Source organism: Sporosarcina sp. SAFN-015 (genome assembly GCF_059415085.1).
The window spans coordinates 307,428-322,996 of record NZ_JBPFDR010000003.1; the positions used below are offsets into that span (position 1 = coordinate 307,428).

A 15,569-nucleotide genomic window follows, 5' to 3' on the forward strand; every position below is an offset into this window, starting at 1 on the left:
CTTTTCCCCTCCCGCCTATTTGATCAATGCGTTGCAATCCACGATAAGCGCAACTTGGCCGTTTCCTAAAATTGTAGCGCCAGATATGGCGAAGACGCTTTGAAGATAATTGCCGAGCGATTTCAAAACGATTTCTTGTTGTCCTATGAAGGAGTCTACAACGAGACCAGCCATTTTATCGCCTTTACGTACGATGACTACTGATTGGAATTCTTCCAGTTCTGACCCTTCCCTCATCTCGAAAATATCTTTCAAATTGACGAGTGGAACGATGCTTCCTCTGAAATCAATCACTTTTTGGTTATGAGCATTCAAAATATCGGAAGTTTGAATGATTGCTGTTTCAATGATCGATGATAGCGGGATTGCATAAATATCTTTGTCCAAATTAACGAGCATTACCGAAATAATCGATAACGTCAACGGCAATTGAACTTGGAATAGAGAGCCTTGCCCTTCCTTCGAATCGATTGTAATGTAGCCGCCGAGTGATTCTATCGTGCTTTTCACGACATCCAAACCAACTCCGCGACCGGATACATCCGTAATTTTTTCAGCTGTAGAAAAACCGGATGCTAAAATGAGCTCTGCAAGCTGTCGTTCAGTCAAAGTGGCGGCAGTCTCTTCCGTAACGACGCCTCTTTCAAGCGCCTTCTGCAAAACCCTTTCCTTATTGATGCCTGCACCATCGTCTTCAAGCTCAATGAATACGTGATTGCCGGAATGATATGCTCTTAAAGTGACTGTGCCTTCTTCCGGCTTTCCTTTTGCTAGACGCTCTTCCGGACTCTCGATACCATGATCCAATGCATTTCTTATCAAATGTACAAGAGGATCTCCTATTTCATCAATAACCGTCCGATCCAATTCAGTTTCAGCACCGATAATTTCAAGGTTTATCTTTTTATTGAGATCACGTGCTAGTTGACGAACCATTTTCGGGAAGCGGTTGAATACTGTTTCTACAGGAATCATACGCATGTTCAGGATGATGTTTTGAAGATCGCCAGATACCCGTGTCATCCGCTCGACGGTTTCATTCAAATCGGGATTATGTAATTCACTTGCGATTGATTGCAATCGGCCCCTATCGATCACCAATTCTTCAAAAAGGTTCATAAGTATGTCCAACCGGTCGATATTGACGCGGATGGTCTTATTCGCACTATGTGCATTCGTTGTACGGCGACTTTTTTTAGGAGATGCATCACTCTTCCCGCTGTCTTTCGTGACTGCCACTTCAGGTGCGGATTCAATCACTGCAGGCAAATCGCTCTTTGGATAAGATGTGTTAGTAATAGGACGGATTTCAACATTATCCACTTCAGACACTTTCAATACTTTTGCTTCCAGTGAGCTCGCATCTTCATTTGTAATGAGGACAACTGTAAACGTTTCATCGAAATCCTCATTTTCCAACTGTTCAACAGATGGTTTAGTTTTAACGATTTCTCCTGATTTCTCAAGAATCCCGAAAACCATGAAAACTCTCGCAGCTTTTAGCAAACAATCTTCCCGAAGTGTGACAGAAATTTCAAACGCATGAAAGCCTTGTTCTTGCGATTGACCAATTACCGTCAATTCATAATCATCATATTGAAGCATCGGTGTTTCTTGTACCGTTTGCGGTTCCACCGTCGCTACAGTAGCAGCTGTCTCCATTTCTGGAGAAACGATGGCCGGTTGTCCTGCTTCGATTTTATTTAACGCGGAAACGAGTTCCTGTACATCCTTTTTACCTGTCCCGCCAGCTTCGATATCCATCACCATTTCTTCCAAGTAATCAACAGCTTGGAAGACGATATCTAGTATTTCTGTCGTAACACTAATTTTTGAGTTTCGGATGGCGTCTAACACATTTTCCATCTTATGTGTCAAGTCGGCAATATCCTCATAACCCATAGTGGCAGACATCCCTTTCAATGTATGGGCAGATCGGAATACTTCATTGACAATCGCCAAATCCTCCGGGTTTTTTTCCAATTCTAATAAATGCTCATTGCACGCTTGAAGATGCTCTTTGCTTTCCTCGAGAAACATTTCAAGGTATTGATTCGTATCCATAATGACGCCCCCTCAAGAATGTAAGATTTCCGTAATTGCTTCAGCAATATATTGTACATCAACGACCTGGTCGGCCAACCCGGCTTCTTTGATCGCTTTAGGCATGCCATATACAACGGACGTCTTTTCAGATTCCGCTATCGTAATCGTTTTACAAGCGGTTTTTAGTTGCAACATGCCTTCCCTGCCGTCATGCCCCATTCCCGTCATTATAGCAGTAACATACTGCAATTCTTGGATGGCAGCAGCTGACTCAAGCAGGACGTCGACGGACGGGCGATGGCCCATTCTCGGCGGTTCCATAATATCAAGACGGACACAATAGCCTGTCTTGCATTTTTCGAATTTCAAATGCTTTCCGCCAGGAGCGATATAGGCGACGCCTTTCAAGAGTGGTTCTCCATCCTCGGCTTCCTTCACCTGTATATCACTTAGGCCATCCAATCTTTGGGCTAATGACTTCGTAAACCCTGGCGGCATATGTTGGACGATCAGAATTGGTGCATTTAGATCAGATGGCAACCGTGTAAGCACTTCTTGCAATGCCCGAGGTCCCCCTGTCGATGTACCTATTATAACAAAAGTCTCTAGCACTTTGGAAATCTTTTTATCTTGCGAGGTAGTTAATGAAGACATGGATCGAATGGTTGTCTCTTTGTCAGGAAAATCTCTTTGTATCGCTTGTACTCGCTCTACTATCGGTTGTTTGACAAGAGTTGAGATTTTGACTTTCGTCGCTGCTACAACTTTCGCAACAATTTCCTGTTCAACCTCATGTAAATTGAGTGAAATGGCTCCTCCTGGTTTAGCTACAAAATCGACTGCTCCATACTCCATTGCATTCATTGTGTTTTCCGCTCCAATTTCGGTTGTGCTTGAAAGCATGACGACCGGCGTCGGTTGTTGTTCCATGATTTGTTTCAAAGCTTCAAGCCCATTCATGAGCGGCATCTCGATATCCATCGTAACGGCGTCTGGCCGAAGCTCAACAACTTTCTCAACAGCGTCTTTCCCATTGCGCGCTATACCAACGACTTCAAGCAGCGGATGTTTCGAGAGCATTTCTGAAACTAGTTTTCGCATAAACGCGGAATCATCAACTACAAGCACTTTTTTCACAGTGCTTAATCCCAAATCATTCACGCCCTTTCAAGAAAATTCCTTTCAACTTTTTAAGGAATCCCGTCTCGTCCTTTTCCTTGTTCCGATCTACAATAACGAATTCATCTGCGATTGCAGTCATTCTTTTGGAAATAGGAGCGTTTGGAAATAGTAGTAAAAACGGTTTTTGTGCGACTACCGCTTTATGGACAGCTGCGTCTTCCGGTAAAAATCCTAATATCGACGTTTCTTTATCAAGGAATTTTCGCATTGCATATTGTAAACGGGTTACTGCGTCATTGCCGTCATCGTGTTTAGTCACCCGATTGCTGACGATGTTGAATTTCTTTTCAGGATCCTTTAGACAGATGAACTTCATCATGGAATAAGCATCAGTAATAGATGTAGGCTCAGTCGTTGAAATGACGATAACTTCATCTACTGCAATGATCAGTTCAATGGAACGTTGCGTGGCACCTGCCCCCATATCAAAAAGGATGAAGTCGTACTCCTTCTGCAATTGCTCGAATGCAGCAAGCAGTCTTTCGAACATACTCTCCGACCAATCGAGTACAGAGTCCAACCCTGAACCTCCTGAAATGAATGTAAGACCAAGCTCGTCTGTATTAATAATATTTTCAAGAGTTTGTTGACCGGTCAAGTAATCTTTCAAACTATATTTCGGTGCGACCCCTAATAAAATATGGATGTTTCCCATTCCGATGTCCATATCGACAACGATAACTTTTTTTCCTTTTAAACGTAAAGAGTGGGCGAAATTCGTCGTAAAATTCGACTTGCCCACTCCCCCTTTCCCACTGACAATTGCAATGGATTTGGCCAAGTTGCCTTGAGCCTGCAGCATTTTCATCCGAAGTGCTTCCGCTTGGTCACGCATGTTTAGCACCTGCCAATAACAATTTGAGCATTTTGTCAACATCTGCTTCAACAATATCTTCTGGAACTTCCTGTCCATCTGTGTAATAGGCGGTTCCAATCTTGTATTGTCTCATCAAATTGAACATAGGACCGATTGATCCCGTTTCATCTACTTTAGTAAAAATGAATTTTTCGACCGGGAAAGAAGTAAATCTGTTAATGATTGTCTTCATATCTTCTTCTTTCGAAGTGACAGATAAAACTAGGAAAGATTCCATATCAAGTGAGAAGTCGATCAGTCGCTTTAAATCGTCTACAAACTTCATTTCTTTATAATTTCGGCCGGCCGTATCAATGAAAATCAAATCTAAATCTTTCATTTTCATGATGGCATCTTCAAAATCATTACTGTTATAAGCAATTTCAACGGGAGCTTGCAAAAGGTTTGCATATGTACGCAATTGTTCAATTGCAGCTATCCGATATGTATCAGTCGTAATGAAGCCGATTTTCTTTTTATGTTCCAAAAGTGCTCGCGCTGCGATTTTAGCGATTGTTGTCGTCTTCCCGACCCCGGTCGGACCAAGCACGTTAATGAATTTTCTAGAAAATGTAATTCCGCCGAAAGGCAATTCCGAGAATTCTTTCGACAATACGGTCATTGCAATTTGCAACTGCTCTTCTTTTGAGAAATCCTTTTTATTCTCTTTCATTTGTCCAAAGATTTCATTGCCGACCTGGAGAATGAGTTCTTTTGACAAGCCCTGATTCTCTAAATAGGTAAGCAACGGCTTCAATTCGTCTGGGAAATTGGAGAATGAAACGGACTGCCTCATTTCTTGAAGCAGTCTTTTCATTTCATTCATTTCGTTCTTAATTTCCTCATCATTCTTTGACTCCACAGATAAGGATGCTTGTTTCGAAATGAAAGCAGGTTCTGGTATAATGGCCGGCTCATCGAAACCGGCGACGACTTCAACCGATTTTTTTTGAAAAAAACCGAGAAATCCTTTGGAAGTGATAACATTCGAGCTTAGAATGATTGCATCACCCCAAAATCAGCTCTCACTTTCTTCATTGCCTCCACCATCGTGTCGGCTGTATATTTTTTCATTTTCATCAGATATCCACCACCCCGACACTTTGGACTTCAATTGAAGCTTCGAGCTCATTGTAAGATAAAACAGGAATCTGCGGGAAGTAACGCTCTGTTATTTGCCTTAAATACATTCGGATAGCTGGCGAGCAAAGAATGACAGGCGATTGGTCCATCAAAGCAACTCTTTCTACTTCTCTAGCGATTGACTCTAATATTTCTTGTGAATGTGAAGGGTCAATCGACAAATAATTCCCTTGCTCGGTCTGTTGAATATGATCCGCTATCAATTTCTCGACCTTTCCTGAGACGGTCAATACTTTTAATGCATCGACTCCGGACGAATATTGCGCCGTAATTTGTCTCGCAAGCGATTGGCGTACATACTCCGTCAGCAAATCAATATCCGACGTGTACTTCGAATAGTCGGCCAACGTTTCAAAAATGATTGGCAAGTTCCGGATAGAGACACTTTCATTCAGTAATTTTGCTAACACTTTTTGGATTTCACCGATAGAAAGAGGTGTCGGTGTAAGTTCATCCACTAATATAGGGTATGTCTCTCGGACATGATCGACTAGCTGTTTCGTTTCTTGACGTCCAATCAAATCTGCAGCATTCGCCCTAATGACTTCCGTAAGATGGGTCGAAACAACGCTTGGTGGATCAACGACAGTATATCCCATAATTTCCGCATCTTCCTTCACATCTTCCGTAATCCATTTTGCAGGAAGACCGAACGAAGGCTCGATTGTATCGATTCCGACAATCGAATCATCGCCGCCCGGACTCATGGCAAGATAATGATCCAGTAGAAGTTCGCCTCTTGCCATCTCATTTCCCTTAATCTTGATACGATACTCATTTGGTTGCAATTGAATATTGTCCCGGATCCGTACAACTGGTATGACAAGACCTAATTCAAGAGCGAGCTGCCTTCGAATCATAACGACTCGATCCAGCAAATCTCCACCTTGCTGGGCATCGACTAATGGAATGAGACCATAACCGAATTCAAACTCGATCGGATCGACATTCAATAGATTGACAACATTTTCAGGACTTTTCATCCCTTCCGTTTCAACATCTTCTTCCATTTCCAGCAGTTCTTCCGGATCTTCTTCCGGCTGTCTTGACATGAAGAACGCTCCTATAGCTAACAACGCAGCAATTGGAATCGTCAAAATATCATTAATCGGTGTAAATAGCCCTAGTAGTAATACCGTTACTGCCGTTACATAGAGCAGCTTAGGTTGTCCTAAAAGCTGTCTTGTAATATCTGAACCAAGATTTCCTTCGGATGCAGCACGTGTTACGACAATACCTGTAGCTGTTGAAATGAGCAGAGCCGGAATTTGGGAGACGATTCCATCCCCGACAGTCAATTTAGAAAATGTCGTTGCAGCCTCGGCAAATGGCAGACCCATTTGCGCCACACCAATAATCATCCCTACAAGTAAGTTAATAATTACGATGATGATCCCAGCGATGGCATCACCCTTAACAAATTTAGTCGCTCCATCCATCGCACCATAGAAATCGGCTTCATTACTTACCTTTTCTCGACGGCTTCTTGCTTCTGCCTCCGAAATCATCCCTGCGTTCAAATCGGCATCGATACTCATCTGCTTACCAGGCATCGCATCAAGCGTAAAGCGGGCTGCTACTTCCGAAACCCTTTCTGACCCCTTCGTAATGACGATGAATTGGATTATGATTAAAATGACAAAGACGACAAGACCAACGACAATATTTCCTCCGGTTACGAACGTACCAAAAGTGTCAACAACTCCACCTGCATCTCCTTCTGAAAGAATTGCACGAGTTGTCGAGACGTTCAAGCCTAATCGGAATAACGTCAATAATAAAAGCAAAGATGGAAATATCGAAAATTGCAATGCTTCCTGCATATTCATTGAAGTTAGAAGGACCAATAATGCAAGCGTGATATTAATGATAATTAAAAAGCTTAGAAGCCAAGGCGGTAATGGGATGACGAGCATGGCAACAATCATAATGACTGCTGCTAACACTCCGATATCTCTAAATTGCATGTCATCCCCACTTTCTCATAATGTACTTAAATCTTTCGTTGAATGCGATAAACATATGCCAATACTTCAGCAACCGCCTTGAAAAACTGGTCTGGTATCCGATCTCCGATTTCCACATCATCGTACATCGCCCTAGCAAGGGGCCTGTTCTCGACCATGACAATATTATGCTCTTTCGCAATCAACTTGATCTTTTGTGCGACGAAATCAGCTCCTTTTGCAATAACGACAGGCGCATCCATTTTTTCGTCATCATATTTCAAAGCGATTGCAAAGTGGGTCGGATTCGTGATGACCACATCCGCTTGAGGCACTTCCTGCATCATCCTTCGCATCGCCATTTCCCTTTGCCGTTGTTTGATGCGCGACTTAATGATTGGATCGCCTTCTGTGTTTTTATATTCATCCTTAATGTCCTGTTTAGACATCCGCAAGTTTTTCTCATAATCAAATTTTTGATAGAAATAATCCAATACCGAAATAAATAAAAGGACAAAAGAGGCGATAATGCCCATTAAAGCGACTAATTGTCCGACTGTCACCAAAGTGTCATGCGGTGTCTTGAACGCAAGACCTAACACTTTTTCGATATTTGTCATAAGTAGGAATGTCGTTACTGAACCGATAAACGATATTTTCAACAAGGATTTTAACAATTCAACGAGAGCTCTTATGGAAAATATCCTTTTCAAACCTTTAATCGGATCAATTTTCTTCAAATCGAATTTCATAGGTTCCGCCGTAAAAAGCAATCCGAATTGCATTAAATTTCCAGCGATGCCGGCAATGACAGCGATCGCCATTATCGGCAAAAGTATGTACGCCATTTGGACAATCATATCTACATAAAGAATCATAGTTTGCTCGATATCTAATGCCTTTATAGAAATGGATTCTGTGAATGAATGAGTAAAGAAAACGAAGAATCGGTCACGCATGAAGCCGGCAGCGAAAAAAAGGAACAGGAATACGAAGAGAAGGACAACTGCGGTTGTTACATCCTGACTCTTTAATACCTGTCCTTTCTTACGGGAATCTTGTCGTTTCTTGGGAGTGGCCTTTTCTGTCTTTTCGCCCGCAAAGAACTGTAAGTCCAAACGTATCATTCATCAGCCACCTCCTAAGATAATCATCAAATCCCTCATTGCCGACATCATCACTTCAAATAGTTTTCGCATCATTGCTATCATGACCGTGAACATTGTCACAAGAACGAGGAAACTGACACCAATTTTAATAGGAAAGCCGACTACGAAAATATTCAGTTGGGGAACTGTCCTTGCTGTGATCCCTAACGCCAAGTCGACAAGAAATAGTGTCGCTACGATTGGCACCGACATTTGAAAAGCAATAGCAAACGTCGTCGCGAATGTTCTTATGACAAATTCAATTAGCCGTTCATCACCGTAAGCGGGCCAAAGCATATCAATAGGGATGAATCGATAACTATAAAAAATCCCATCAAGGAGCATATGATGACCATTCAATGTCAGCAAGAGCAACATGGCGAGTACATTGAAAAATTGGCCGAGCAACGGTGATTGGGCTCCCGTTTGAGGGTCGATAACGTTGGCGATAGCAAATCCCATTTGGAAATCGATAAAGCCGCCTGCAATTTGGATTGCCGACATGACGATATAGGCGATGACGCCGATGAACAGTCCAGTTGTTGCCTCCTTGATCACAAGAAGTATGTATGAACCATCGATTTCGAGACTGGGGGCATCAATCGTATACACCATCATCCACGATAATAATGCTGCAAAGATGATTCTTTGCGTCGTCGGTATTGCCCGATAGGAAAACAAAGGGACCGTTACGATGAATGCTGTCACTCTTGTTAAAATGAGCAAGTATGCGGCTAAAGAAGGAATCAGTTCTTCCATTCCATCACCCGATATACCGGACTAGATTATCGAAAATATCAGTCGCGTATGCTGTAACCCTTGCTAACATCCAAGGTCCAAAGAAGACAAGAGCTACGAGGACGGCAATGATTTTCGGCACAAATGCCAATGTCTGTTCCTGAATCTGGGTCGTCGCTTGAAATATACTGACGATCAAACCGGAAACCAATGCGACAATTAACAGTGGTCCGGATGTTAAAAGAATTACCCACACCGCCCGCTCAGCTATCGCTATAATTAATTCGCCTGTCATTCATTACCACTCCTAAACTGTAAAATGCCGATTTGCCTAAATGGAAGTGATTGTGAGCAGCGCTAAAAACTTTGCAATAAAGACTTGACGATAAGATACCATCCATCGACAAGGACAAATAACAAAATCTTAAATGGCAATGAAATCATAACCGGCGGCAACATCATCATCCCCATGGACATAAGGACACTTGCCACGATCATATCAATGACAAGAAACGGTATGAATATCATGAAGCCCATTTGGAATGCGGTCTTTATTTCACTTAATGCGAATGCTGGCACCAACATCGTCAATGGTATATCTTCCAATGACTCGGGACGCTCCGCCTCGTTGTATCGTAGGAACAACTCCAAATCCTTCTGCCTTGTATGTTTACTCATAAACTCCTTGAACGGCATGCTTGCATTTTCATATGCTTCTTCAAGTGTAATTTCTTCAGCGAATAACGGAGTTAACGCTGTTTCATTCACTTCTTGGAATGTCGGAGCCATGATAAAGAATGTCAAAAACAAAGCGAGTCCGACAATAACTTGGTTTGGCGGCATTTGCTGAGTTGCCAATGCTGTCCTGACAAACGATAAAACAATGACAATCCGTGCAAATGACGTCATTAAAATGAGAATTGCCGGCGCAAGCGAAAGGACTGTGAGCAGAAGAAGCATTTTGATGGATGTCGATACATTAGACGGGTCGCTGTCCGAAAAAAACTGGACGAAATCATTCATCTTTTCTGCTCTCCTTTTCTGCCAATCGGTTCAAATGTTTCTTCCTTTCCGCTTTCAATTCATCAAGTCGGGAAGTGAACATTTTATTGAAATCAGCGGGTTGATCGCTTTCATTCGATGAGTTGTCTTTATTTATCGGAAGTGCCGCCAGCAATTTGTTTACGAATCCTGGCGGAGATTGAAGCTCGTCATCATCAAAATAACTTTCCAACGCGCGTATCTCTTCCGGATCGGTAATCTCTTTCAAAAGTCTAACTTCGTCACCTACGCCAATAAGGTAATAGGAATCTCCGATGATTACTAATTGAATGGATTTCTGCTGTCCTAATGAAAGTCCCCCGACATTTTTCATTAATCGATGCTGGTCAAACATTCGGTTTTTCCGATTAATGAACTTCAAAAGAGCGAATAAAAGGCCGATAACAAATAGCAATGCAAAAAACGTCCTGAAGTAATCCCACCCTGACAAGCCGACAGCTGCCCCGTCTTGCGAGCGGTCGGCAGCTGGGGAATCTTCCACATTATCTTTCTTAACCTCTTGGCCATCATTTTTGTCTTGCTCCATCCAATCAGATACCGACTTGTTCTCATCCGTCTCGGCATGTACTATCCCTGGCAAAATAGCAAAGAAGAATACTAGAAGCAGTGGTAATAGTTGTTTCTTAATTAATGATAAATTCATTGTTTAACCTATTGCTTTTTGGATCGCTTCAACAACACGGTCAGCTTGGAACGGCTTGACGATAAAATCTTTTGCTCCAGCTTGAATTGCATCAATTACCATCGCTTGCTGCCCCATTGCGGAACACATAATGATAGTCGCCGATGGGTCCTTTTCTTTAATGGCTTTCAATGCTGCAATACCGTCCATTTCAGGCATTGTAATATCCATTGTTACTAGATCGGGCTTCAATTCCAAATACTTTTCAACGGCTTGTGAACCATCCGCAGCCTCACCGACCACTTCAAAATTGTTCTTTGTCAATATATCCTTTATCATCATCCGCATGAAAGCCGCATCATCCACTATTAAAATACGTTTACCCATTCTCATAACCTCCCAAAGTTCTATCTTAAGTTATTTAATCGTTCTGTTTGACTTAGAATATCCGTTATCCGCACGCCGAAGTTTTCGTCGATAACGACTACTTCCCCCTTGGCGATATGACGGTTATTCACTAAAATATCAACTGGTTCTCCTGCCAGCTTATCCAATTCTATGATGGAACCACTAGACATTTCAAGGATTTCTTTAACAGACCGCTTTGTCCTCCCAAGTTCTACAGTAACTTGCAATGGGATGTCCAATAACATATTCAAGTTATTCGTTTCAGCTTGATTAAGCGATGGTGCATCAAAGCTTGCAAAACGCGCTTGCTGTACGTGGACAGGAGGTTGCTGCTGTCTTTGTGACATCTGTTGCTGAGCAGGCTGCTCGTAATAAGGTTGTTCATAGTAAGGCTGTTCACCCGGCTGTGAAGCACTCTGCCCTGGAAATGTCGAATGATCCTCTTGAGGAAATTCTTGTCTTTTCGGCTGCTCGATTGTTGGAGCCGGTCTGGAAGGCGCTTCAATCGTAACTGCGGCCTCTTCCTCTGCCCCCATTCCCATAAGCGATGCTACAAGGTTTTTACCGAATTGGAGCGGAAACAGCTGCATAATATTTGAATCAATCAATTCTCCGACTTTCAACTCGAAGGAGACTTTGATCATCATTTCATCTTCCGGTATCTTTTCAGTGCCTTCAGCGTTTTGCATATTCATCAAGTCGATTGATGGAGGGGAAATATCAACTTTCTTATTGAAGACAGTAGACATCGACGTAGCCGCCGAACCCATCATTTGGTTCATCGCTTCTTGTACAGCACTCAAATGGATTTCATTTAGTTCTTCATTTGGAGCCATTCCATCTCCGCCAAGCATGAGATCAGCGATGATTGCTGCGTCACTTTGTTTAATAACGAGTAGATTTGTACCGTTTAAACCTTCCGTATATTCCACTTGGACAGCCACATAAGGGTGGATGAATTCAGTTTCTAACATACTCCTATCTACTACAGAGATTGCGGGAGTTGTAATTTCAACTTTTTGCCCAAGCAATGAGGAGAGTGCTGTCGCGGAGCTCCCGAAGGATATATTTCCAACTTCCCCCAATGCATCTTTCTCCATTTCGCTTAATTGGTTATCAAAATTCTGATGTGCAGAGGACGATGTTGCCGTTTCTTCCGCGCGGATTGGTTCTCCGCGCAGCAACGCTTCGATTTCTTCTTGAGAAAGTACATTATCACTCATCATCTTCATCCCCTCCGTTCAATATATCGATTATTTGTACAGCCATCCTATTTCGAAGATGACCTGGTTGTGCAGTGAATTTTGGTACGTCTCCCACTCTGACAAGTAATGGATCATCTATTTTCCGATCAAGAGAAATGACATCCCCAACTTGAAGATACAAGAAATCCTCAACCGACATAGAACCTTTCCCTAATTCAGTAGCAATTGGCAAAGTTGCTTGTTTCAATCGTTTTTCCAAAATGATACTTTGTTCTGTCGTCGGTTCTTTCTTGTTCGATTGCATCCAATAGCGGACCGATAAATTCGGAACGATTGGTTCGAGGACAACGTGTGGAATACATATATTGATCATTCCGCTCGACTCTCCGATGACAATATTGAATGAAATGACTACAACGGTTTCATTCGGTGAAATCATTTGAAGAAACTGTGGATTCACTTCCATTTCGGATAAGAACGGATCCATTTCAATAATGCCTGCCCAAGCTTCACGTAAATTGTCGAAAGACCGTTCGAAAAGATTAGTTAATATCTTTGTTTCAATTTCGGTCATATTATCCACTTTTCCAGGGCCTTCCCCAATGCCGCCCATCAATCGGTCAAGCATTGAATAGGCTACATTTGGGTTGACTTCCATGATGATATTGCCCTCAAGTGGCGGGACTTCGAAAATATTAAGTAATGTCATATTAGGAATGGATCTAATGAATTCCTCAAATGGAATTTGGTCGACCGATGCGACATTTATTTGAATGTACGTCCGCAATTGTGCGGAGAAATAAGTCGTCAATAATCTTGCGAAGTTTTCATGGATTCGTGTCAAGCTACGGATTTGATCTTTCGAGAAGCGGAGGGCACGCTTGAAATCATATACTTTGACCTTACGGGTCTCCTCTTCCTTCTTCATCTCTTCCGCGGACATTTCACCTGTCGATAATGCCGATAACAAGGCATCAATTTCATTTTGGGATAAAATATCTCCCGGCATAAGGCCACCTCCCGGCATAGTATATGTCCATCATTTTCTTATTGGATAATGTAAGAAACGATGTACACTTTTTCGATTTCACCCTCTTGCATGAGAGGATTCAGTTGCGATTTGATGGAATCCTCAAATGCCTGCTTCCCTGCTTTTCCTTCAAAGTCTTTAGAAGTCATTTCAGAAAGTTCTTGGATAACGATGTTTTGAACTTGGAAATCCCGTTTCGTTAGTTCTTCTGCAGCTTTTTTATCTGTTGTTTGGATTTTCAATGAAATCTTGATGAATTGTCGGCCCGATAAGTTTGTCATGATCTCAGGGACGTCCACAGACGCTTCAAGGATTTCATCGATCGTCGGTTCTTTTTCTACCGAATCCCCTTTTAATTGCAAGGTGAGGATTAAGCCGATTATCCCGACGAGTGTCAAGGTAACTACTATAATTAGTGCGATTGTTAATGCTTTATTTTTCATCTTCTTCACCCCGGATATGCGGATTCGATAATAGTTGGACCGACTGATAAAATTCAGTAATGCGGCGATTGACTTCGTCAATTGGGTCCAGGACGATGTATTTGGTACCAGTCGTCAGTGTGATGGTCGTGTCGGGAAACGATTCGACAGTTTCTATGTATAGGGCGTTCAACATGAACGCTTTGCCGTTGAGGCGTGTAACTTTAATCATATGTAAGGGGCCGGGCACAGGGCCGGCCCGACCCTCCTTTGCTAATAACGCATATTTGTTTAATGATGCATAAAACAGTCTTCTGTAACGGATTTCCGCTTCTGGCGGACGCTTTCCGCGGGCACGGCTTCAATCTCCTCGTCACTGCGTTCCTGCGGGGCCTTTCAGCTCATGCTGTTCCCGCTGGAGTCGCCGCCTTCCGCTTCAATCCTATATAAGTCTAATTATATAGTGAGAGAATTAGTTAATTATCGCTTCAAATTGACAAGTTCTTGAAGAATTTCATCTGATGTTGTTATGATACGTGTGTTTGCTTGGAAACCACGTTGTGCAACGATCATTTCTGTAAATTCTTCTGCAAGGTCGACGTTGGACATTTCTAGGAAGCCGGATTCAACTGCTCCAGTTCCTCCTTCTAAAGGAACATTTTCTTCAGGCACCCCAGAGTTAACAGATTCCTCGAAGTAGTTTCCTCCTATTTTTGTTAAACCAGCAGGGTTTGGAAACTTCGCTAATTGAATTTGGCCCACTTCTTGGAGATTACCGTCTACATCAACATAAGAAACTACGCCATCTTGTCCAATTGACATGCTTTGTGCATCCGTAGGTATATTTAGCGGAACAGCATCGCCAACAAGGTATTTTCCTTCACTATTAACTAAATTACCTTCATTATCTAAGTAAAAATTCCCGGCTCTTGTATAAACTCTTCCTGTACCATCTCCGTCTTCTAATTGGAAAAAACCATCTCCTGAAATAGCTAGATCCAACGTATTCCCAGTAAATTGTGTCGAACCTCCTGAATGGATTGTATCAATTGCGGCAATTTGAGATCCGAGTCCCACTTGTTTCGGGTTAACCCCACCGCGAGTCTCTCCTGGTGCAGAGGCACCCGCCACTGTCTGTGAAATTAAATCCTTGAAAATAACCCGTCCTTTTTTAAATCCATAAGTATTAACATTTGATATATTGTTCCCGATTACATCCAATTTCGTTTGGAAGTTTCGTAGGCCTGAGATTCCTGAGTACATTGATCGTAACATGTTTGTTTTTCCCCTCTCGGATAGTAGAATGTGCTGCCTCTGTCAGTCGGCAGTACGTCGGCATCCTCTTTCTGAGGTCCTGCCGGTGTTAGCTGAGCACGATTGTGCCGTCGATGTTTGTAAATAATTGATCTTTCGCTTCCTTGCGATCCATCGCTGTAATGACGGTGGAATTTTTTGCGCTGATGATCAGTGCTGCTTGATCCATCAGTACAAGCGATTCTTTGATTCCCTTCACTTTTGCCTCATTCACCTTGTCTGTGATGTGTGCCCATTCAGTTTCTGTAATATGAATGTTCCGCTCTTTCAGCCTGTCGTTTGCGTGTTTGCTAATTTTCAATTCTTGCGGCTGTATTGCTTTGTTCAGCTGTTCAAGAAACGACTGTTTCGGCTGTTGCGGTGCTTTCAACGGTTGGCCATGGCGGATAAGCGGCTGCGATGGAACGTGGTGGATGTTCAACTTGTCCATACACTCGCTCCTCTTTT

General features: G+C 42.5%; 17 protein-coding genes. All 17 read right to left on the reverse strand.

The genetic code is table 11. The annotated features are described in order from the left end of the window. Positions 1 to 15: 15 nt before the first annotated feature. Positions 16 to 2,064, reverse strand: coding sequence for a chemotaxis protein CheW (locus ACR65H_RS07330; protein ID WP_440499506.1), 2,049 nt, complete (start codon positions 2,062 to 2,064; stop codon positions 16 to 18). A gap of 12 nt (positions 2,065 to 2,076) precedes the next feature. Further along, positions 2,077 to 3,147 (reverse strand): protein-glutamate methylesterase/protein-glutamine glutaminase, encoded by a 1,071-nt coding sequence (locus ACR65H_RS07335; protein ID WP_440499654.1) that lies wholly within the window; start codon positions 3,145 to 3,147, stop codon positions 2,077 to 2,079. A gap of 52 nt (positions 3,148 to 3,199) precedes the next feature. Next, positions 3,200 to 4,063, reverse strand: coding sequence for a MinD/ParA family protein (locus tag ACR65H_RS07340; protein WP_440499507.1), 864 nt, complete (start codon positions 4,061 to 4,063; stop codon positions 3,200 to 3,202). Next, positions 4,056 to 5,087, reverse strand: coding sequence for a flagellar biosynthesis protein FlhF (locus ACR65H_RS07345; RefSeq protein WP_440499655.1), 1,032 nt, complete (start codon positions 5,085 to 5,087; stop codon positions 4,056 to 4,058). The genes ACR65H_RS07340 and ACR65H_RS07345 overlap by 8 nt, the downstream gene beginning before the upstream one ends. A 76-nt stretch (positions 5,088 to 5,163) precedes the next feature. Continuing rightward, on the reverse strand, positions 5,164 to 7,194 hold the full coding sequence (gene flhA / locus ACR65H_RS07350; protein WP_440499508.1) for a flagellar biosynthesis protein FlhA: 2,031 nt from the start codon (positions 7,192 to 7,194) through the stop codon (positions 5,164 to 5,166). A gap of 26 nt (positions 7,195 to 7,220) precedes the next feature. Further along, positions 7,221 to 8,300, reverse strand: a complete 1,080-nt coding sequence (gene flhB, locus ACR65H_RS07355) for a flagellar biosynthesis protein FlhB (protein WP_440499509.1) — start codon at positions 8,298 to 8,300, stop codon at positions 7,221 to 7,223. 3 nt (positions 8,301 to 8,303) lie between these two features. Further along, on the reverse strand, positions 8,304 to 9,080 hold the full coding sequence (gene fliR / locus ACR65H_RS07360) for a flagellar biosynthetic protein FliR (RefSeq protein WP_440499510.1): 777 nt from the start codon (positions 9,078 to 9,080) through the stop codon (positions 8,304 to 8,306). A 4-nt stretch (positions 9,081 to 9,084) separates the two neighbouring features. Beyond that, positions 9,085 to 9,354 (reverse strand): flagellar biosynthesis protein FliQ, encoded by a 270-nt coding sequence (gene fliQ / locus ACR65H_RS07365; RefSeq protein ID WP_440499511.1) that lies wholly within the window; start codon positions 9,352 to 9,354, stop codon positions 9,085 to 9,087. Positions 9,355 to 9,416: 62 nt separating this feature from the next. Continuing rightward, positions 9,417 to 10,082 (reverse strand): flagellar type III secretion system pore protein FliP, encoded by a 666-nt coding sequence (gene fliP / locus ACR65H_RS07370; RefSeq protein WP_440499512.1) that lies wholly within the window; start codon positions 10,080 to 10,082, stop codon positions 9,417 to 9,419. After that, positions 10,075 to 10,764 (reverse strand): flagellar biosynthetic protein FliO, encoded by a 690-nt coding sequence (locus ACR65H_RS07375; protein ID WP_440499513.1) that lies wholly within the window; start codon positions 10,762 to 10,764, stop codon positions 10,075 to 10,077. Before ACR65H_RS07375 ends, fliP begins: the two co-directional genes overlap by 8 nt. Positions 10,765 to 10,767: 3 nt before the next feature. Then, a complete protein-coding gene (locus ACR65H_RS07380) occupies positions 10,768 to 11,130 on the reverse strand; it encodes a response regulator (RefSeq protein WP_440499514.1) in 363 nt (120 codons plus the stop codon). Positions 11,131 to 11,150: 20 nt separating this feature from the next. After that, complete coding sequence (gene fliY / locus ACR65H_RS07385; RefSeq protein ID WP_440499515.1) at positions 11,151 to 12,374, reverse strand: flagellar motor switch phosphatase FliY; 1,224 nt, start codon at positions 12,372 to 12,374, stop codon at positions 11,151 to 11,153. After that, positions 12,367 to 13,365 carry a flagellar motor switch protein FliM gene (fliM, locus tag ACR65H_RS07390; RefSeq protein ID WP_440499516.1) on the reverse strand — a complete coding sequence of 333 codons (999 nt, stop codon included), beginning with the start codon at positions 13,363 to 13,365 and terminating at the stop codon, positions 12,367 to 12,369. The genes fliY and fliM overlap by 8 nt, the downstream gene beginning before the upstream one ends. A gap of 38 nt (positions 13,366 to 13,403) precedes the next feature. Next, complete coding sequence (gene fliL, locus ACR65H_RS07395) at positions 13,404 to 13,829, reverse strand: flagellar basal body-associated protein FliL (RefSeq protein WP_440499517.1); 426 nt, start codon at positions 13,827 to 13,829, stop codon at positions 13,404 to 13,406. Continuing rightward, positions 13,819 to 14,040 carry a flagellar FlbD family protein gene (locus ACR65H_RS07400; protein ID WP_440499656.1) on the reverse strand — a complete coding sequence of 74 codons (222 nt, stop codon included), beginning with the start codon at positions 14,038 to 14,040 and terminating at the stop codon, positions 13,819 to 13,821. The genes fliL and ACR65H_RS07400 overlap by 11 nt, the downstream gene beginning before the upstream one ends. Positions 14,041 to 14,288: 248 nt before the next feature. Continuing rightward, positions 14,289 to 15,083: a flagellar basal body rod protein FlgG gene (gene flgG, locus ACR65H_RS07405; protein ID WP_440499518.1), complete on the reverse strand. Its 795-nt coding sequence runs from the start codon at positions 15,081 to 15,083 to the stop codon at positions 14,289 to 14,291. A gap of 88 nt (positions 15,084 to 15,171) precedes the next feature. Beyond that, complete coding sequence (locus ACR65H_RS07410) at positions 15,172 to 15,552, reverse strand: TIGR02530 family flagellar biosynthesis protein (RefSeq protein WP_440499519.1); 381 nt, start codon at positions 15,550 to 15,552, stop codon at positions 15,172 to 15,174. Between the last annotated feature and the right edge of the window lie 17 nt (positions 15,553 to 15,569).